We start from the raw sequence: 18,131 nt of genomic DNA on the forward strand, positions 1-18,131 counted from the left end.
GACACCGAAATCGGGTGTGGCGGATCGCCTGCCCGATCGGTCGGACCGATGCGGCTGGTTCGGGCGACCGTTCGGTCCGATTGGATTGAACCACTGGGTCGGCATTTCGGGCATTGCCGCGGTCAACATGGCCCAAGTGGCCGCGCGACGTGTACTGGACGGTTAGGGTGCCGTCATGGAAACCACGACCGGCACCGGGTTGGACTTCTCCGGTGTCCGCGTCGACTTCCGGTTGCCGGACGGGTATCCGCCGGACGCGCTCGCCGAGGCCGAGCACGCTGTGGCCAACCACCGGCTGGCGGGCCGTGAGGACGCCACCCACCTGCCGTTGGTCACCATCGACCCGCCCGGGTCCCGGGACTTGGACCAGGCGTTGCTGGTGGAGGCGCTGCCGGACGGGTTCCGGCTGAACTACGCCATCGCCGACGTGGGGTCGTTCGTGGTTCCCGGTGGCGCGTTGGACACCGAGGCTCGCCGGCGCGGTCAGACCATCTACCTGCCGGACGGCAACGTCCCGCTGCACCCGAGGGTGCTGTCCGAGGGCGCGGCGAGCCTTTTGCCTGGTCAGACGTGTCCAGCGGCGTTGTGGACGATCGACATCGACAGCGCGGGCGAGCCCGTCGAGGTGCGGGTGAGGCGGGCCGTTGTCCGGTCGGTCGCGCAGTTCGACTACGACGGCGTGCAGGCGTCCGTTGACGCGGGCGAGCCGCATCCGTCGGTTGCCGCGCTGCCCGCGCTTGGCCGTTTGCGACGCGAGCACGCGGTGCGGCGCGGCGCTATGGAGTTGCAGTTGCCGGAGCAGGCCGTAGCGTCCGACGGCAATGGCGGCTGGCGGTTGATGCTGCGGCCGCGGAACGATGTGGACGCGTGGAACGCGCAGATGTCCCTGCTCACGGGGATGTGTGCGGCGAAGCTGATGATCGAGGCCGGGATCGGTGTCCTGCGCACGCTGCCTGAGCCTGACGAGGGCGCCATCGAGTGGCTGCGGCGGTCGGCGCGGTCGTTGGGGATTCCGTGGCCGCGCACGAGCAGTGTCGCCGAGATGCTTTCGCAGCTCGACCCCGGCAATCCTGAGTCGATGGCGCTCTACATGGACGCCACCAGGCTGCTCAGGGGCGCCGGGTACACGTCGTTCGACGGGGCACTGCCCGAGCTGACCACCCACGCTGGGCTCGGAGCGGCATACGCGCACGTCACGGCGCCTCTCAGGCGTCTGGTCGACCGGTTCGGCGCGGAGATCTGCCTGGCCGTGAGCTCGGGCGAGGACGTGCCGGACTGGGTCCGCGCGTCCCTGCCCGAACTGCCCGGGTTGATGGGCGGGTCGGACACCCTGGCGAGCCGGGTGGACAAGGCGTGCCTGGACCAGACCGAGGCGTGGGTGCTGGCCGACCAGGTGGGCGGCGAGTTCGACGCGGTGGTGCTGCGGGCCGAGTCGGCCAACGCCGAGGTGTTCCTGCCGGAGACGGCGGTGATCGCCCGGTGCGTGGGGGAGAACCTTCCAGAAGGTGGGCGGATCCGGGTCCGTCTGCTGGACGCGGATACGGTGAAGCGGAAGGTTTCGTTCGAACGCGTGTAGATCTGGGAGTTGGCTGTGACCGAAGTGTCTGACCTGACCGTCGGGGTGTTCGGCGGGACCGGACCGCAGGGCCGGGGCCTGGCGTTGCGCTGGGCGGCCGCCGGACTGAAGGTGATCATCGGCTCCCGCAAGGCGGAACGCGCCGAGGAGACCGCCGCCGAACTGCGTGCGGAGGCCAACACCGAGAACATCACCGGGGTGGACAACCTGGAAGCCGCGCGGCAGGCCGACGTGGTGCTCGTCGCGGTGCCGTGGGAGGGCCACCGGGCGCTGCTGGAGTCGCTGCGGGACGCCCTGGTCGGCAAGATCGTCATCGACTGCGTGAACCCGTTGGGCTTCGACAAGCAGGGCCCGTTCGCGCTCCCGGTCGAGGAAGGCAGTGCCGCGCAGCAGGCCGAGGCGCTGCTGCCGGAGTCCCGGGTCACGGCCGCGTTCCACCACGTGTCCGCGGTGTCCCTCGCCGACCTGTCCGTCTCCGAAATGGACAGTGACGTGCTCGTCCTCGGTGACGACCGGGAGGCCACGGACCTGGTGCGCGCGTTGGCCGAGACCATTCCCGGCTTCCGTGGCATCTACGGCGGCCGGCTGCGCAACGCCCACCAGGTGGAGGCGTTCACCGCCAACCTGATCGCGATCAACCGCCGCTACAAGGCCCATGCCGGTATCCGGATCACCGACGTGTGACGACCTGGGCGAGCCCGTGCCGGTCACCAGTCCGGCGCGGGTCGTCAGCCTGGTGCCGTCGCTCACCGACGCGATCGAGACCAGCGCCCCGGGCGTGGTCGTCGGCGCGACCGACTACTGCACCCATCCGGCGACCCTGGACGTGCCCCGCGTCGGCGGCTCGAAGTACCCGGACGTGGACCGGGTGTTGGACCTGCGGCCGGACGTCGTGGTGGCGAACGCCGAGGAGAACCGGCCCGAGGACGTGGAACGCCTGCGCGCCAACGGAGTCCCGGTCTGGGTGACGCTCGCCGCCGGGTCCGTCCCGGCCGGACTGGGGTCGGTGCGCCGGCTGCTGACGCAGGGCCTGGGCATCGCCGAACCGCAGTGGCTGAGCGAGGCCGAGGGCCTGTGGCGGGACGTTCCGGAGCCTCGGGCGTCCGCCGTCGTCCCGGTGTGGCGCCGGCCGTGGATCGTGGTCGGCCGCGCCACGTTCGCCGGAGACGTGTTGCTGCGCATGGGAATCCGGAACGTCTACGCCGAACACCAGGACCGGTATCCGCGCCCTCCGCTCGACGAGTTGCGAGCCAGCGGCGCGGATCTCGTGGTCCTGCCGGACGAGCCGTACCTGTTCACCGGCGACGACGGCCCGGAGGCGTTCCCCGGCATGCCGTACGTGCTGGTGAGCGGCCGCGACCTGACGTGGTGCGGCCCCTCACTCGTGCCGGCTCACGCGCGGTTGTGGGGCTCGTTCCAGACGCTCGGGTCGGGGCCCTGAGGGACGACCCCGCTCGGGTTGAGGTGCCGGTGCGTCACGTAGTAGTGCCGTTTGATGTGGTCCCAGTCGACGGTGTCGCCGAAGCCCGGTGTCTGGAACAGATCACGCGCGTACGCCCACAGCACCGGCATCTCGGTCAGTTTCTGCCGGTTGCACTTGAAGTGCCCGTGGTAGACCGCGTCGAACCGGACCAGCGTGGGGAACAGCCGGATGTCAGCTTCGGTGATCCGGTCGCCCATCAGGTACCGCCGGCTCTCCAGCCGCGCGCTGACCCGGTCGAGTTCGTCCCAGAGATCCGTGTACGCGTTGTCGTACGCCTCCTGCGTGGTGGCGAAACCGCAGCGGTACACGCCGTTGTTGATGTTGCGGTAGATCGGCTCGGCGACCGCCTCGATCTCGTCCCGCATCGCCTCGGGATACAGGTCGGGCGCGCCTGCCCGGTGGAACGCGCGCCACTCGGTGTGCAGGTCGCGGGTGATCTGCGGGAAGTCGTTGGTGACCACCTTGCCGGACGGGACGTCGACGATCGACGGCACGGTCACCCTGCGGTCGTACGTCGGATCCGTCGCGAGATATGCCTCGGACAGATATTTGATCTTCAGTACCGGGTCCTGGTCGCCTTCGTCGAGGGTGAACCGCCACCCGGTGTCATCCCTGAGGGGGTCGACAACGCCCATGGAGATGACGTCCTGGAGGCCCAACAGCCCGCGCACGATGATCGAGCGGTGCGCCCACGGGCACGCCAACGAGACGATCAGCCGGTAGCGGCCCGGCTCGACCGGCCAGGTGCCGTCCGGCGTGATCCGGTCGGTGAACCTGTTCGGCTGCCGGCGCAGTTCGCCGCCGACCGAGATTTCCTTGCCTCCCGACTGGGTACCTGCCATGGGGTCAGCCTACGTCCGGCAGAGTGAACACATGCGTTCGTTCTATCCCCCGATCGAGCCGTACCAGACGGGCCTGCTCGATGTCGGTGACGGCCACGAGATCTATTGGGAGGTCAGCGGAAACCCGGTCGGGAAACCGGCGGTGGTGCTGCACGGCGGTCCGGGCGCGGGCACGGTCGCGGTGCAACGCCAGCACTTCAACCCGGAGTTCTACCGGATCGTGCTGTTCGACCAGCGCGGAGCCGGCCGCAGCACACCGCATGTGGGTGACCCGGCGCACCATCTGGCCTCGAACACCACGTGGCACCTGGTGTCCGACATGGAGCGGTTGCGGGAGCACCTGGGGATCTCCCGCTGGCTGCTGTTCGGTGGTTCGTGGGGCGCGACGCTCGCCCTGGCGTACGCGCAGACGTATCCGGACCGGGTCACCGAGATCGTCCTCCGTGGCGTTTTCACGTTGCGCGAGCAGGAGTTGACCTGGCTGTACGGCGGCGGGGCCGCGCATCTGTTCCCGGACGCCTGGGCCCGGTTCGTCGAGCCCGTCCCGGTGGCCGAGCGCGGCGACATGATCGCGGCGTACCACCGCTTGGTGTTCTCGGACGATCCCGAGGTGAGCACGGCCGCGGCACTGGCGTGGAGCCTGTGGGAAGGAGCCACGGTGTCCACTCAGGGCAGCGGCGGCGGCGGATACGCCGAGGAGAGGTTCGCGGTTTCCTTCGCGCGGATAGCGCTGCACTACTTCGTCAACCGCGGCTGGTTCGACGACGGCCAGCTGATCCGGGACGCGGGCAAGCTCGCCGGCATCCCCGGCACGATCGTCAACGGCCGGTACGACCTGGTGACCCCGCCGATCACCGCGTACGACCTGTCCCGGGCCTGGCCGGACAGCGAGGTGGTGGTGTTGAACTTCGCCGGCCACGCGGTCGCCGACCCGGGAGTGGCCGACCACCTCAAGGCCGCCACCGACAAGTACGCCGGCTGAGTGCCTCGCCCAGGCACCCAGCCGGCGGGTGCTCAGTGGAAGGTGTGCTCCGGGGCCGGGAACTCACGGCCCTGGACTTCGGCGGCGAACTGTTTCACCGCGTCGGTCAGGACACCGGCCAGGTCCGCGTACCGCTTCACGAACCGGGGTGCCTTGCCGGTGCGCAGGCCGGCCATGTCCTGCCAGACCAGGACCTGGCCGTCGCAGTCCGGGCCGGCGCCGATGCCGATCGTGGGGATCGCCAGCTCGTGCGTGACCTTCTTGGCGGTCTCGGCCGGGACCATCTCCATCACCACCGAGAACGCCCCGGCCTCCTGCAGGGCCACCGCGTCGGCGACCAGGGTGTCGCCGGCCGCGCCACGGCCCTGTACCCGGTAGCCGCCCAGGTTGTGCTCACTCTGCGGAGTGAATCCGATGTGGCCCATCACCGGGATTCCGGCTGTGGTCAACGCTTTGACGTGCGGCGCGAAGTCGGCGCCGCCCTCCAGCTTCACCGCGTGCGCGCGGCCTTCCTTCATGAACCGTACGGCCGTTTCGACGGCCTGCGACACGGAAACCTGGTACGACCCGAACGGCAGGTCCGCCACCACGAGAGCGCGCTTGGTGGAACGGGTGACCGCGCGTACCAAGGGGACGAGTTCGTCGACCGTGACGGGCAAAGATGTGTCGTAGCCGTACACGTTGTTCGACGCCGAGTCGCCGACTAGGAGTACGGGAATCCCGGCGTTGTCGAAAATCGCTGCCGTGTACATGTCGTATGCGGTGAGCATGGCCCACGGCTCGCCGCGTTCCTTCAGCTCACGCAGGTGATGGATACGCACGCGCCTCGCGGGTTTGTCCGATGCGCCGGATCCGTACGGAGCTGCGAGCTCTGCAGACATCGTCGTCCACCGTCCCTTTCCTCGACGCCCACCAAGTGGGTCCCCGGGCTTGAGTTGGTTACGTCTGACAGGGTGACACCCGGCGTGTCGTCCCGCAGGACGGTGCGAGCAGCCTCACACCCCTAACCCGACTAGGGGCGGTCCTCCTCGCGACGTAATGATGGTCCGCGCGTCTCAGCCTTTCCGACGATGTGGTCACGCGGTGTCGTCCGGTTGGCTGATACGGGCACCGCACATCGGCAGGGACTTCAGATGCGAGAAGCACAGCAGGCGTGGAAGCACAAAGCGGCCGGCGTCGTGGCCACGGTCGTGCAGATCGGCGCGCTCATGTCGCTGTTCCTGGAGCTGGCCACGGACGACAGCAGGCTGCGCCGGTTCGTGGTGAACATCTCCGGGCTGCTCGGGCTGCCTGTCGACGAGAACCTGTTCATCTTCGTGGTGCTCCTGGTGCTCGGCGCGGCGCTGCGGCGGCGGAAACGGGCCGCGTTGTGGGCGCTGATGCTGTTTGAGGTCGGCACGCTGTTGTGGGCGGCCCTGGGCCAGGTGACCGCCGTCGTCGCGCCGGAGCTGCTGATCCCGCCGGACGCGCCGTACGACGCCGACGACGTGGTGATCTGGCTGGGCATCGTCGAAGGCTGCAGTGTCGCGATCCTGGTGCTGTTGATGGCGCTGCGGCCGGCGTTCCCCGCGCAGCAGGCGCCCGGCTCGCTGCGCCAGGCCCTCACGCTCCTGTTGGGTGGTCTGGCCGCGGTCACGGCCGTCGGCTGGGCGCTGACCGGGCCGTTCCCGGGCAACCTGCGGGACGTCGGCGGGAAACTCATCTGGTCGGCCAACCAGGCCACCGGTGAGCTCCTGGGCCTGCGCAACCTGGGCGTGGGCCGCGGGCCGGACTGGCTGTCGATCCTGTTGGACGTGCTCGGCGCCCTGGTCGCGGTCGCCGCGCTGGTCGTGTTCTTCCGTGGCCTGCGCACCATGCAGCTGCTCACGCCCGACCAGGAACTCAGGCTCCGGGAGTTGCTCGCGGAGCACGGCGAACGCGACTCGTTGGGGTATTTCGCCACTCGACGCGACAAGAGCGTCGTGTTCGCTCCCAACGGGCGGGCCGCGGTCACGTATCGCGTGCTCGGCGGGACCAGTGTGGCCAGTGGTGACCCGGTGGGTGACCCGGACAGCTGGCGGCAGGCCGTGGACGAGTGGCTCGCGCAGGCAGCCCGGTATGGCTGGACGCCCGGCGTCCTCGGCGCGAGCGAGGACGGCGCCCGCGTCTACACCGCGGCGGGCCTCAAGGCGCTGGAGATCGGCGACGAGGCCGTCCTGGACGTCCGCGAGTTCACCCTGGCCGGTCCGGAACGCAAGACGGTCCGGCAGGCCGTGAACCGGATCGAACGCGCCGGCTACACCACGCGCGTGCGTCGCCATTCGGAGATCCCGGACGACGAGATGGCCACTCTGCTCAGCGCGGCCCAGCACTGGCGGGGTGCGCAGACCGAACGGGGCTTCTCGATGGCGTTGGGCCGGCTCGGCGATCCGAGCGACGGCCGGTGTGTGATGGTCGAGGCGTACGACGACGCCGGCCGGCTGCGCGGCCTGCTGTCGTTTGTGCCGTGGGGCAGGCGTGGACTGTCGCTTGACCTGATGCGACGTGACCGCGACGCCGGCAACGGTCTCAACGAGTACATGCTCGCCGCCGTCATCGAGGCGAGCGGAAAGCTTGGCGCGCAACGGATCTCGTTGAACTTCGCGATGTTCCGCGCGGTGTTCGAGGAAGGTGAGAAGATCGGCGCCGGCCCGGTGCTGCGGGCGTGGCGGGCGATCCTGAGCCTTGCCTCCCGGTTCTTCCAACTGGAGTCGCTGTACCGGTCCAACGCCAAGTACGGCCCGGAATGGGAGCCGCGTTTCCTGTGCTACGGCCGGACCAGGCGGCTGCTGAAGGTCAGCATCGTGGCCGGCGCGCTGGAAGGGTTCGTGCCCAGTCCGCGTTCGCTGTTCCAGGGCCCGCGCGCACTGCGCCTGGAGACGGTCTCGAAGGACTTCCTGGAACGGGCGCGGCGGATCGACGAGTACGCGGCGAAGGCGCAGCCCAAGCCGATGCGCCGGCCCGAGCAGGTCCGGGTGCGGCTGGCGAAGCTGGACCGGCTGCGGTCGTCCGGCCGTGACCCGTACCCCGCCGGCTTCGAGCGGGACGTCCAGCTGGCCGAGCTGAAGGCGCTGTACGGCGAACTGGGGCCGGACGAGCGGACCGGCAAGCGGGTGCGGATCGCCGGCCGGGTGACCGCCAGCCGGGACATGGGCGGGCTGTGTTTCGTCCGGCTCAAGGACTTCAGCGGGGAACTGCAGGTCATGCTGGTCCGCGCGGAGCTCAACGGCGGCCTGGCGGCCTGGCGGTCGTCGGTGGACCTGGGCGACCACGTGGGGGTGTGCGGTGAGATCGTCACCTCCAAACGGGGTGAGCTGTCCGTCCTCGCGGAGAGCTGGACGGTCACCGCGAAGTGTCTGCATCCCTTGCCGGACAAGCGAAAGGGCCTGTCCGACCCGGAGACCAGGGTCCGCCAGCGGTATCTGGACCTGGTGGTCAACCCGGACTCGGCGGCCATGTTGAAGCTGCGGTCCACTGTGGTCCGGGCGCTCCGCGACGAGCTGCACACCAGGGACTACCTCGAAGTCGAGACGCCGATGCTGCAGACCGTGCACGGCGGCGCGAACGCACGTCCGTTCATCACCCACATCAACGCGTACGACATGCGGATGTACCTGCGGATCGCGCCCGAGCTGTACCTCAAGCGGCTGTGCGTGGCCGGTGTCGAGCGCGTCTTCGAGCTGAACCGGAACTTCCGCAACGAAGGCGCGGACGCCACGCACAACCCGGAATTCACCATGCTGGAGGCGTATCAGGCGTACGCCGACTACACGACCATGCGTCTGCTGGCGCAGAACCTCGTGCAACACGCCGCGCGCGCCGCGTACGGCGAGGCAGTGGTTCGCCGTGGTGACGAGGAGTTCGACATCTCCGGCGACTGGCCGGTCGTGACCGTCCACGATGGAGTCTCGCGCGCGCTCGGCGAGGAGGTCACCCCGGACACCCCGGTCGGCGAGCTGCGCAAGCTGCTCAGCCGGGCCGGGATCGTGCTGGACGAGGAGTACGGGCCCGGGCACCTCGTGCAGAAGGCGTACGAGTACCTGGTCGAGGGGAACACGGTCGTGCCGACCTTCTACACCGACTTCCCGACCGACACGTCCCCGTTGACCAGGCGGCACCGGCTCGACGGCCGGCTGGCCGAGCGGTGGGACCTGGTCGCGTTCGGCAGCGAGATCGGCACCGCCTACACCGAGCTGACCGACCCGATCGAGCAGCGGGGCCGCCTGGAGGCGCAGTCGCTGCGAGCGGCGAGCGGCGACGTCGAAGCCATGGAACTGGACGAGGACTTCCTGCGGGCGCTGGAACACGGCATGCCGCCGACTGGGGGGATGGGAATGGGCGTGGACAGGTTGCTGATGATGTTGACCGGGTCGTCGATCCGGCAGACTGTCTTGTTCCCGTTCGCCCGCCCACGCTGATGGCGGCCCGCTGGGGGGCGTCCGTCCTGTTGGTGGTCGCGGCGGTCACGTACTCGGCCTGGCTGGTCGAGTTGTTCTTACCCGACCGGCTGTCGCTGCTGGAGGCGTATGTCAGCGAGTACAGCGCGGTCGGACAGCCGTATCGGATGTTGTTCCGTACCACCGACATGATCGCGGCGATCTGCCTGTTATCGGCCGCGTTCCTGATCGCCCGTAGGGTTCCGCGGAGCTGGCTGGTGGTCACCGGGTTGGCCGTGCTGGGCCTTTCCACGCTGGCCGACGCCAACTTCACGTTGGACTGCGCGAGCTCGGTGAGCGCGGCCTGCCGCGAGGTCAAGGCCGAGGGCGCGGTGTCCCTCACGGACCATCTGCACATCGTGACGTCGGTCCTGTCCGACCTGGGCATGGCGATCGCCGCGCTCGGCGCGGTCCGGTTGGCCCGCCGCGGAACGCTGCCGTGGTTGGGATTCGCGCTGATCGGGGTGACCGGCCTGGCCATCGCGTTCCTCGACCCGCTGGGGCCGGGCCACTTCGCCGGCGCGATCCTGCGGGTCCAGCTCATTGTTGTCGGAGTCGGCCTGGTCGTCGGTGCCCGCTGGCTGACCAGGATCCAGGGCGGGAACCCGCCGCCCGAGGCGCCTGTCGAACGGGTTCTCTCCACCCAGGGATCTCAACCCGGGGGTTGAGCGGGTTCCAACCTCACGGCGAAGCCAAGCCGTGACTGAATAGCCACGATACCGGGTATGAAGAAACTTCTTCCCAGCATTGTCCTCAACGCGGTCGTGCCGTTCCTGATCTACGTCCTGCTTCGGCCGCACGTGGACACCGACCTGGTCGCGTTGGCCGTCGCGTCCTCGTTCTCGGCGGTGTACACGATCGTGATGTTCGTCTGGCGCAGGCGGATCGATCCCGTCGGTGCGGTCGCTGTGGTTGCCTACGTCGTCGTGCTGGCGATTTCGCTGCTGTCCGGCGGGAACGAGTTCGTGCTCAAGGTGAACGACACCCTCATCACCGGCCCGGTCGGCGTGGCCTTCCTGGTGTCCGTGCTCGCCGGCAAGCCGTTGCACCTCGTGATCCACCAGGTCGTCGCCAAACGCAGGGGACTGGAGGTGAAGCCGGCCGTGCGACGCGGTTCAGCCGTGGCCAGCCTGCTCATCGGCGCCACGCTGACGGTTCACGCGACTGTGGTGATCCTGATGGCGCTGTCGTTGCCGACAGGGGAGTTCCTCGCCGTGCAACGGCCCGTCGGGTTGTCGATCATCGGCGTCGGGGTGGCGGCGATCATGTGGCACCGCCGCCGGGTCAGCCTTCTCGCCAGGCGTTCGTGATGGGCAGCCGCCGGTCCCGGCCGAACGCCTTCAGGGTGATCTTCGTACCCGGCGGGTACTGGCGGCGCTTGTACTCGGCCGCGTCGACCATCCGCAGCACCCGGTCGATCACCTCGGCCGGGAAGCCTTGCGCGACCAGGTCGTCGTAGCCCCGGTCGCCTTCGACGTAGTCGTCCAGGATGTCGTCGAGCAGCTCGTACGGCGGCAGCGAGTCGGTGTCCAGCTGGCCGGGCCGCAGCTCGGCGGACGGCGGTTTGGTGATGGAGTTCTCCGGGATCGGCGGGATCTCGCCGCGTTTCTCGGCCTCCGCGTTGCGCCACCGGGCCAGCGCCCACACCAGCGTCTTCGGGACGTCCTTGATCGGCGCGAACCCGCCGACCGCGTCGCCGTAGATGGTCGAGTAGCCGACCGCCAGCTCGGTCTTGTTGCCGGTGGCCAGCACCAGGTGACCGTGCTGGTTGGACAGGCCCATCAGGGTCACACCCCGGCACCGGGCCTGCACGTTCTCCTCGGCCAGACCGGTCAGGCCGAGTTGGCCGACGAACACCTCGACCATGTCTCCGATCGGCTGCACCTGGTAGTGGGCGCCGATTCGGCGGGCGAGGTCGGCCGCGTCGTCCTTCGAGTGGTCACTGGAGTACTGGGAGGGCAACGAAACCCCGTGCACCGCGCCGCCGCCCAACGCGTCCGCGGCGAGCGCGGCCACGACCGCGGAGTCGATGCCGCCGGACATGCCGAACGTCACCGACCGGAAGCCGTTCTTCTGCGCGTAGTCCCGCAGCCCGGTGACCAGGGCGAACCAGACCTCGGCCTCCTCCGGCAACGGTTCGGCGATCGGCGGGGCCGGCTGCGGCGGGTACGCCGGCAGCGGGTCGTCCGCCAGCAGCACCCGCCGGACGTCGAACTCGCCGAACCGCCCTTCGGTCCGTGGCGCGGTCCCCGGCAGATCCAGGTCGACGACCATCAGGTGCTCGACGAACTGCGGCGCGCGGGTCAGCAGCCTGCCTTCCTGGGTGACGACGATCGAGTCGCCGTCGAACACCAACTCGTCCTGGCCGCCGATCAGGTTCACGTACGCGAGCGGCGCGCCCGCTTCGGCCGCCCGCCGGGCCACCAACGGCAGCCGCTGGTCGTCCTTGTTGCGTTCGTACGGCGAGGCGTTGGGGGAGACGACGAGGTCGACGCCGGCCTGGCCGAGGGCGGCGATCGGGCCGCCGTCCTGCCAGATGTCCTCGCAGATCACCATGCCGATCTCCAGGCCGTGCAGCCGGACGACGTCGAGCTCGGTGCCGGGCTGGTAGTAGCGGCGCTCGTCGAACACCCCGTAGTTGGGCAGGTGGTGCTTGAACTGCTTCGCCACGACCTTGCCCTGGTACAGCACGGCCGCGGCGTTGCGCGGGCCGACCTCGTCCAGGTCCAGGTAGCCCACAAAAGCGGCCACGTCACCGCAGCCGGCGTCGGCCAGGCGGACGGCAAGCTCGTCCAGCGTGCGGCGGGAGGCGTGCGCGAACGACTCACGCAACGCCAGGTCCTCCACCGGGTAGCCGGTGAGGCACATCTCTGGGAACACCACGACGTGCGCCCCGGCCTCGGCGGCCTTACGGGACCACTCCACGATCAGGTCGGCATTGCCGGCCAGGTCGCCTACCCGGGCGTTGACCTGGGCGGCTGCGATGCGTAGCTGCGGCATGCCGACATCCTCTCGCATGTTTTCGCCTCACAGGCAAAAATGTGGCCCACGAATCACCAGGATCAGTCATCACCCGGCCGGCGGGCAACCGGGGCGGTGGCGCCGGCCGGGTAGTCGACCGTGCACACAAGGGCGTCGCGTCGTGCCTCCGCGCCGGGCGGGCTGATCAGCGGGCTCGCGCTGTGCTTGTACCTCGAATCGTCGAAGATCACGAACTCGCCCGGCTGGAGCGTCGCCCCCACAACGACCTCGTCGCCGTTGTGCAGGCTGGTCTCCGCCCCGGTCCCGACCTTGTCCAGAACGTAGACGACGATGAATTGCTCGTGGTCCCGATGCGGCCCGGTGACCACCTGGGTCCGGGTCCGGAAAAGGTTGACGCCGAAAGTCCCGCGCGCGAGCCGGGATTCCACCGGAACGAGGGAAAGAACGCCGGTGACCCAGGTCGAGAACATAGCGTCCCGCAGGAGTTCGATCCGGGCGAATTCGCGGGGGCCTCGCCGTCCGTGCCGATCGGGGATGGCGATGGTGTCGTGTTCGGTCAGGGCGACTTCGGTGGGAGACGTCCAGGCGTAATGGATCACGTCCCGGGCCCGTTCCCGGTCGGCGGGGACATCGTCGGGGTAACGCCGCAGGACATCCTCGGTGAAGTACGTACTGTGGAAGTGCTGCCGGAACTCGGCCGGCATGCCCAACAGCCGGTCGTCGCCGATGAAGTAACCATCGTCGCGCATGTGCTTCCACACCAGTTCTGGATCTTCACACCTGATCACGTAGTGGCCCCAAACGGAATAGACGATATCGATCGCGTTCATGAGACAAAGAACTCATCCCTGACCGAGTGGACAAGGGCCAGGGATTCGCTCGGTGAGAGCGCCGTCGCCAGTAGGTCGTCGTAGTACCGCCGATATCGACGGACCTGGTCGTGCGCCTCGAAATACCGGAAACCCGCGTGCGTCTCGATGCCCACGATGTCCCGGTCGTAGTCGTCGAACTCGAAATACGCGTACATGCACGTGCTGGTGAACGGCGGAGTCCGCGCGAACGGCAGCACCTGCAGCCGGATGTTGGGCATCGCGGACCGGTCCACCAGATAGTCGAGTTGGTCCCGCATGATCTCCGGGCCGCCGACCAGTTGCCGGATGCTCGACTCGTGGGTCACCGCGATGAGCTTCAGCGGGGGCAGGTCGTCGCGGAACTGCAACGCCTGCCGCCGCCGGGACCGGACCTCGAGGAGCTGTTCGATCTCGCTGCTCGACCGCCAGGGCTCGGTCCGTCGCAGGAAAGCACGCGTGTAGTCCAGCGTCTGCAGCAGTACGGGCAGGATCGGCAGGGTGTACACCCGGATGACGGACGCCTCGGCCTCGGTCGCGAGGTAGGTGTCCAGGCCGCCCGGGATCGTGTCGGCGTAGTCGTCCCACCACGCGCGGGTGCCCGCGGTTCGCACCCACCGCATGAACTGTTCCGCCTTGGTGGTGTTCTCCAGGCCGTAGTAGCGGATCAGATCTCGGACGTCGCGCGGTTGCGGCCGGCCTTGGGCGTTCTCCAGGCGGGACAGTTTCGACGTGGAGATCATCAATTCCCTGGCGACCTGCTCAAGGGTGGCGCCGGCTTCTTCGCGGAGCCGGCGCAGCTCGGTCGCCAACTGCTTGCGAGGCATCAACGGACCTGTTCCGCCTGGCATTCTCCCCGCCGATCTCGAAAATGCTCAACACGGGAGCCCATGGTGGGAATCCCATAGATCGGCGATCGTACGCCGGTGTACCGCCGCCTGACAGGAGCCACGCTGGATCAAAGGAACCATGGGACATGACAGATGGATGACAGCTGCCCGGTGGGAATTGCAAGTTGAGATCCCAGGCGGCACAATGATGCACATTGGCGCGGTGGCCTCCATGAGAGGGGACGTCTCATGGCGCTGTACGTCACACCGCCACGCCACCGAATCATCCTCGCCGTGGACATGGCCGGTTCGGCGATTCGAACCAACTCCGTCAAGGCCAGCTTCCGCCGCGTGATGTACACGATCGTGGAGAAATGCCTGGTCACCAGCGGAGTGCGGAAGGAATACCGAGATCCGTTCATCGACCGCGGCGATGGCATCCTCGCACTGATCCACCCCGTCGACGAGGTCCCCAAAACAGTGTTGCTGAGCAAAACCGTCCCGACACTTGACGCGTTACTGCGCCAGTACGGGAACGTCTGCCCCGGCCAGCAGTTACGACTTCGCGTGGTCGTGCACGCCGGCGAAGTGCTCTACGACGACTGCGGCTGCTTCGGGGAATCGCTGGACGTGGCCTTCCGACTGCTCGACCATGTGGAGGTCAAGGAACGGTTCAGGCTGACCCAGGCCCCGTTGCTCCTCGTGGTGTCCGACGACATTCACCAAAGCGTGGTCCGGCACGGCTACGACGGGATCGACCAGCACGCCTTCATCCCGGCCGTACACGTGGTCGTCGCCGACCGGATCCACCTCGGCTGGGTGTCGATGCCAGTCCCCGGCCGCCTGCTCACAGCCGGGCCAGTCGACGACTGACCCGGCCGGCGGCGCTCAGCGTTCCGCCTTGACTTCATCGCCACTTTGCAGGACGTGCATAGCGCTGTCCCTGCGCGCCACATACGACATCGGGAAGCAGTGAGGCAGCGAGCTGGTCGCGGCGGATGAGGAAGGGGGTGACGCTGGTGGGCAGGTGTTTCTTTTCGGGCTGACGGCCCGGAGGGCAGGCAAGGTAGACGGTCCGGTCGGGAGCAAGCGCCGCGGTCGCCTCGATCGCAGGGTTCATGTCGCTGTCGGTCGATACGACAACCGAGACATCGCCGTAGCGTTCGGCCGCGTCACGGACCATGGCGACGGCCAAGGCGACGTCGGTCAATTTCTCTTCGTAGGTGCGGTGATACGTCGGCGGAGTACACGCACATGTCCATCTCTCGGCGCAGACACGGCACCGGAGCTTGTTGACCTTCTTCTTGTACCGGCCGCGGACCACCTGTACTTCGGGACGATGAGCGGTGAGCGCGGCCAGATAGGTCTCCTGCCGATGGGCTGCGTCGGGCTCGCCGGCGACGATCGTGGTGAAGTACCGAACGACGAGTACCTCGTCTGGCTGCCGAAGCTGCTGCGCGAGAGCTGCCCAGTCCAGCCAAAGGAACTCTCGTCCGTACTTGCTACGGAAGCCGTGGTAGGCGTTCATACCGTCGACGTAGAAGACGGCGCGACCCACAGGGCCTCCAGTTTGTATAGCCGGTCCGGGAGCGGCTATCCTAAGGCCATACGATGTTGGTCACGGCCAACAGGGTGGCCCCTACGGGGGCCACATTTTTTGCCCGAGGTCCGCACGCACCAGCCTCTGACCCGAGGCCTCAAGGCGTCGAACCGGGTGGTTCGACGCCGTCAGCGGTGGTCGTTCGCGGCGCTCAGCGTTCTGCCTTGACCTTTTTGACTTGGGCGCGGACCTTCTTGAGGGCTTGTTCGGCGTCTGAGTCGAACGGGTTGTCGTAGACCATGTAGGTCCAGGTGGAGGTGGGGCGCTTCAGGCCGGCTTCCTCGAGTTCGGCGCCGTTCGCGCTGACTTTGACCGTGTCGAAGGAGTCCTGCGCCTGTTCGTGGGCTTCGGGCACGATCTGGTTGAACACGGGCACCACCGCGCGGTGGTACTCGTCGATCGGGGTCTCCTTGGCCAGGGCCCGCAGGTGCACGGTCTCCCGGATGTCGGCGGCGAAGCCGAGGTGGTCGACCCAGCGGCGGTCCAGGTGGAACAGCACGATCTGGCGGGCCGCTTTGGCCACGGGCTCCTCGCCGAACTCGTCCACGAGTTCCTTGTGCCGGTCGGGCGCGTGTTTGGCGAACAGTTTGTCGGCCGCGTCGCTGTGCAGGAGCTTGTCGCGGTGTTCCATGATGATGTCGCGCTGCTGCTCGATCAGGCGGGTGTAGCGCCAGGTGTTGCGGTGGATCTCCAGTTCGACGCCTTCGGCGACCTTCTGGGCGTGCACCACGAACTGTTTGGCGGTCTTGTCCTTGATCAGGCCGTCCTCGCCGGGCGGCTCCTTGAGGGTGTGCAGCTGGACCTCGGGCGCGTACTGGATCAGCTGCTCGTCCTCCATGCTGGAGAAGAACACCGAGCCGCCGGGGTCGCCCTGCCGGCCGGCCCGGCCGCGCAGCTGGTCGTCCAGGCGGGACGACGGGTAGTGCCCGGTGCCGATCACGTACAGGCCGCCCAGCTCGGCGACCTTGTCGTGGTCCGCCTCGTCGTGCCCGCCTAGGCGGATGTCCGTGCCGCGACCGGCCATCTGGGTGGACACCGTGATCGCGTCGTAGGCGCCGGCCTCGGCCACGATCGCGGCCTCCTCCGCGTCGTTCTTGGCGTTCAGCACCACGCACTGCAGTTCGTGCTCGGCGAGCTTCTTGGCGATCCGCTCGGACTCGGCCACGTCCAGCGTGCCGACCAGGATCGGCCGGCCGGTCTCGTGGGTCGCGATGATCTCCTTGATCAGCGCGTCCTCCTTGGCCTCCTCGGTGGTGAAGAGGCGGATCAGCTCGTCCTCCCGGACGCACGGCTTGTTCGGCTCGATCACGGCGACTTCGAGCTTGTAGAACTCACGCAGCTGGTCGGCGACCGCGACGGCGGTGCCGGTCATCCCGCACACCCGCGGGTAGCGGGCGATGAGGGCCTGGACGGTGATCGAGTCGAGCACCTCGCCGCTTTCGGTCGCCGCGACCGCCTCCTTGGCCTCCACGGCCGCCTGCAGGCCGTCCGGCCACCGCTGCAGGGCCGCGATCCGGCCGCGGGAGGTGTTGATCAGCTGGACCTTGTTGTCCCGCACGATGTAGTCGACGTCCCGCTGGAGCAGGGCGTGCGCGTGCAGGGCGACGTTCACCGCGGCCAGGTGGTGGCTGTCCTCGGCGTACAGGTCGAGGCCGCCGAGGGCCTTCTCCACCGCGGTCGCGCCGGACGGGGTGAGCCACGCGTTGCGGCCGTCCTCGTCCCACTCGTAGTGCAGGCCCGCGCGCAGCCGGCGGACGACGTCGGCCATGTCCGCGTCCCGCTCGGCGACGTCGGCGGAGCCGGCCATCACCAGCGGCACCTTGGCCTCGTCCACCAGCACCGAGTCGGCCTCGTCGATCAGGGCCACCTGGACCTCGACGGTGACCTGGTCGGCCGGGTCCACGGCCAGCCGGTCGCGCAGCAGGTCGAAGCCGATCTCGCTGACCGAGCCGTAGCAGACCTCGGACTGGTACGCCGCGCGCCGGTGCTCGTTCGAGACCTTCTCGCCGACGTATCCGACGCTCACGCCGAGCAGCTCGTACACCGGGCGCATCCAGTCGGCGTCCCGGTGGGCGAGGTAGTCGTTCACGGAGATGACGTGGACCTTCTTGCCCCGCACGGCGAGACCGGCGGCGGCGAGCGCGCCGGCGAGCGTCTTGCCCTCACCGGTCGCCATCTGCACGACATGGCCGGCGAGCATGCCCATCACGCCCAGCAGCTGCACGTCGTACGGCCGCTCGTTGAGCGCGCGCTTGGCGGCCTCGCGGGCGAGCGAGCAGTACTCCACCAGTTCGTCGTCGGCGAAGTCCCGGTCGGCGCGCAGTTTGGCGACCCGTTCGGTCAGCTCCTCGTCGCTCAGCTCGGCGACCCGCTCCTCGCGATCCTCGATCTTGGGCAGCAAGGCCTGGTACTTGGTCAGCTCCACCGACGCGGGTCGTTCCATCAGCCGGCGGAACCGGCTCTTGACCCGGGTGAGCATCGTGGCCACGCGGCACCTCCACAGCACGAATCAGACACAGCCTTAACGCGACGGC

General features: G+C 68.5%; 15 protein-coding genes. 8 read left to right on the top strand and 7 right to left on the bottom strand.

The window, feature by feature from the left end:
- Positions 1 to 175 precede the first annotated feature (175 nt).
- Genes EV192_RS25900 through EV192_RS25910 form a run of 3 tightly spaced genes read left to right on the top strand, consistent with a single transcriptional unit; the run spans position 176 to position 3,017 of the window.
- The gene (locus tag EV192_RS25900) at positions 176 to 1,576 is read left to right on the top strand and encodes an RNB domain-containing ribonuclease (protein ID WP_132119650.1); all 1,401 of its coding nucleotides are present in this window, start codon (positions 176 to 178) and stop codon (positions 1,574 to 1,576) included.
- Between the two features lie 15 nt (positions 1,577 to 1,591).
- Positions 1,592 to 2,260, top strand: coding sequence for an NADPH-dependent F420 reductase (gene npdG, locus EV192_RS25905; RefSeq protein ID WP_132119652.1), 669 nt, complete (start codon positions 1,592 to 1,594; stop codon positions 2,258 to 2,260).
- The gene (locus EV192_RS25910) at positions 2,232 to 3,017 is read left to right on the top strand and encodes a helical backbone metal receptor (RefSeq protein WP_132119654.1); all 786 of its coding nucleotides are present in this window, start codon (positions 2,232 to 2,234) and stop codon (positions 3,015 to 3,017) included. Before npdG ends, EV192_RS25910 begins: the two co-directional genes overlap by 29 nt.
- Here the strand turns inward: EV192_RS25910 and EV192_RS25915 are convergent.
- Entirely contained in the window at positions 2,969 to 3,901 is a 933-nt protein-coding gene (locus tag EV192_RS25915) for a glutathione S-transferase family protein (protein WP_132119656.1), read from the bottom strand. The genes EV192_RS25910 and EV192_RS25915 overlap by 49 nt on opposite strands.
- 31 nt (positions 3,902 to 3,932) lie before the next feature.
- Between EV192_RS25915 and pip the strand changes: the two genes are divergently transcribed.
- Positions 3,933 to 4,883, top strand: a complete 951-nt coding sequence (pip, locus tag EV192_RS25920; protein ID WP_132119658.1) for a prolyl aminopeptidase — start codon at positions 3,933 to 3,935, stop codon at positions 4,881 to 4,883.
- A 32-nt stretch (positions 4,884 to 4,915) separates the two neighbouring features.
- Here pip and panB read toward each other — a convergent pair whose 3' ends face one another.
- A complete protein-coding gene (panB, locus tag EV192_RS25925) occupies positions 4,916 to 5,764 on the bottom strand; it encodes a 3-methyl-2-oxobutanoate hydroxymethyltransferase (RefSeq protein WP_132119660.1) in 849 nt (282 codons plus the stop codon).
- Positions 5,765 to 6,016: 252 nt separating this feature from the next.
- Here panB and lysX point away from each other — a divergent pair, with 252 nt between their 5' ends.
- The 3 genes from lysX to EV192_RS25940 are packed head-to-tail and all read left to right on the top strand — an operon-like array spanning position 6,017 to position 10,647.
- Entirely contained in the window at positions 6,017 to 9,319 is a 3,303-nt protein-coding gene (lysX, locus tag EV192_RS25930; RefSeq protein WP_132119662.1) for a bifunctional lysylphosphatidylglycerol synthetase/lysine--tRNA ligase LysX, read from the top strand.
- Positions 9,319 to 10,005, top strand: coding sequence for a DUF998 domain-containing protein (locus EV192_RS25935; RefSeq protein ID WP_132119664.1), 687 nt, complete (start codon positions 9,319 to 9,321; stop codon positions 10,003 to 10,005). Before lysX ends, EV192_RS25935 begins: the two co-directional genes overlap by 1 nt.
- A 57-nt stretch (positions 10,006 to 10,062) precedes the next feature.
- Positions 10,063 to 10,647: a VC0807 family protein gene (locus EV192_RS25940; RefSeq protein ID WP_132119666.1), complete on the top strand. Its 585-nt coding sequence runs from the start codon at positions 10,063 to 10,065 to the stop codon at positions 10,645 to 10,647.
- On the opposite strand, the gene EV192_RS25945 is transcribed toward EV192_RS25940, so the two are convergent.
- The 3 genes from EV192_RS25945 to EV192_RS25955 all read right to left on the bottom strand — a co-directional run bounded on the left by EV192_RS25945 (position 10,622) and on the right by EV192_RS25955 (position 13,994).
- On the bottom strand, positions 10,622 to 12,337 hold the full coding sequence (locus tag EV192_RS25945; RefSeq protein ID WP_132119885.1) for an NAD+ synthase: 1,716 nt from the start codon (positions 12,335 to 12,337) through the stop codon (positions 10,622 to 10,624). The two genes, EV192_RS25940 and EV192_RS25945, sit on opposite strands and share 26 nt — an antisense overlap.
- A gap of 62 nt (positions 12,338 to 12,399) precedes the next feature.
- The gene (locus tag EV192_RS25950) at positions 12,400 to 13,149 is read right to left on the bottom strand and encodes a 2OG-Fe dioxygenase family protein (protein ID WP_132119668.1); all 750 of its coding nucleotides are present in this window, start codon (positions 13,147 to 13,149) and stop codon (positions 12,400 to 12,402) included.
- The gene (locus tag EV192_RS25955) at positions 13,146 to 13,994 is read right to left on the bottom strand and encodes a helix-turn-helix domain-containing protein (protein ID WP_243727065.1); all 849 of its coding nucleotides are present in this window, start codon (positions 13,992 to 13,994) and stop codon (positions 13,146 to 13,148) included. The genes EV192_RS25950 and EV192_RS25955 overlap by 4 nt, the downstream gene beginning before the upstream one ends.
- Before the next feature lie 252 nt (positions 13,995 to 14,246).
- On the opposite strand from EV192_RS25955, the gene EV192_RS25960 reads away from it, so the two are divergent.
- Complete coding sequence (locus EV192_RS25960) at positions 14,247 to 14,870, top strand: hypothetical protein (protein ID WP_132119672.1); 624 nt, start codon at positions 14,247 to 14,249, stop codon at positions 14,868 to 14,870.
- A gap of 34 nt (positions 14,871 to 14,904) precedes the next feature.
- Here EV192_RS25960 and EV192_RS25965 read toward each other — a convergent pair whose 3' ends face one another.
- Both EV192_RS25965 and secA2 read right to left on the bottom strand, forming a co-directional pair.
- A complete protein-coding gene (locus EV192_RS25965) occupies positions 14,905 to 15,555 on the bottom strand; it encodes an NYN domain-containing protein (RefSeq protein WP_132119674.1) in 651 nt (216 codons plus the stop codon).
- A 193-nt stretch (positions 15,556 to 15,748) separates the two neighbouring features.
- Positions 15,749 to 18,076: an accessory Sec system translocase SecA2 gene (secA2, locus tag EV192_RS25970; RefSeq protein ID WP_132119886.1), complete on the bottom strand. Its 2,328-nt coding sequence runs from the start codon at positions 18,074 to 18,076 to the stop codon at positions 15,749 to 15,751.
- Positions 18,077 to 18,131 lie beyond the last annotated feature (55 nt).

The organism is Actinocrispum wychmicini, from assembly GCF_004345645.1.
Classification (GTDB): domain Bacteria; phylum Actinomycetota; class Actinomycetes; order Mycobacteriales; family Pseudonocardiaceae; genus Kibdelosporangium; species Kibdelosporangium wychmicini.

Excerpts from the sequence above, each read along its gene's own strand:
- panB (WP_132119660.1), bottom strand. The coding sequence starts at position 5,764 with ATGTCTGCAGAGCTCGCAGCTCCGTACGGATCCGGCGCATCGGACAAA.
- EV192_RS25955 (WP_243727065.1), bottom strand. The coding sequence starts at position 13,994 with ATGCCTCGCAAGCAGTTGGCGACCGAGCTGCGCCGGCTCCGCGAAGAA.
- EV192_RS25960 (WP_132119672.1), top strand. The coding sequence starts at position 14,247 with ATGGCGCTGTACGTCACACCGCCACGCCACCGAATCATCCTCGCCGTG.
- EV192_RS25915 (WP_132119656.1), bottom strand. The coding sequence starts at position 3,901 with ATGGCAGGTACCCAGTCGGGAGGCAAGGAAATCTCGGTCGGCGGCGAA.
- pip (WP_132119658.1), top strand. The coding sequence starts at position 3,933 with ATGCGTTCGTTCTATCCCCCGATCGAGCCGTACCAGACGGGCCTGCTC.
- EV192_RS25950 (WP_132119668.1), bottom strand. The coding sequence starts at position 13,149 with ATGAACGCGATCGATATCGTCTATTCCGTTTGGGGCCACTACGTGATC.
- EV192_RS25900 (WP_132119650.1), top strand. The coding sequence starts at position 176 with ATGGAAACCACGACCGGCACCGGGTTGGACTTCTCCGGTGTCCGCGTC.
- secA2 (WP_132119886.1), bottom strand. The coding sequence starts at position 18,076 with ATGCTCACCCGGGTCAAGAGCCGGTTCCGCCGGCTGATGGAACGACCC.
- EV192_RS25935 (WP_132119664.1), top strand. The coding sequence starts at position 9,319 with ATGGCGGCCCGCTGGGGGGCGTCCGTCCTGTTGGTGGTCGCGGCGGTC.
- EV192_RS25910 (WP_132119654.1), top strand. The coding sequence starts at position 2,232 with ATGCCGGTATCCGGATCACCGACGTGTGACGACCTGGGCGAGCCCGTG.
- EV192_RS25940 (WP_132119666.1), top strand. The coding sequence starts at position 10,063 with ATGAAGAAACTTCTTCCCAGCATTGTCCTCAACGCGGTCGTGCCGTTC.
- lysX (WP_132119662.1), top strand. The coding sequence starts at position 6,017 with ATGCGAGAAGCACAGCAGGCGTGGAAGCACAAAGCGGCCGGCGTCGTG.
- EV192_RS25945 (WP_132119885.1), bottom strand. The coding sequence starts at position 12,337 with ATGCCGCAGCTACGCATCGCAGCCGCCCAGGTCAACGCCCGGGTAGGC.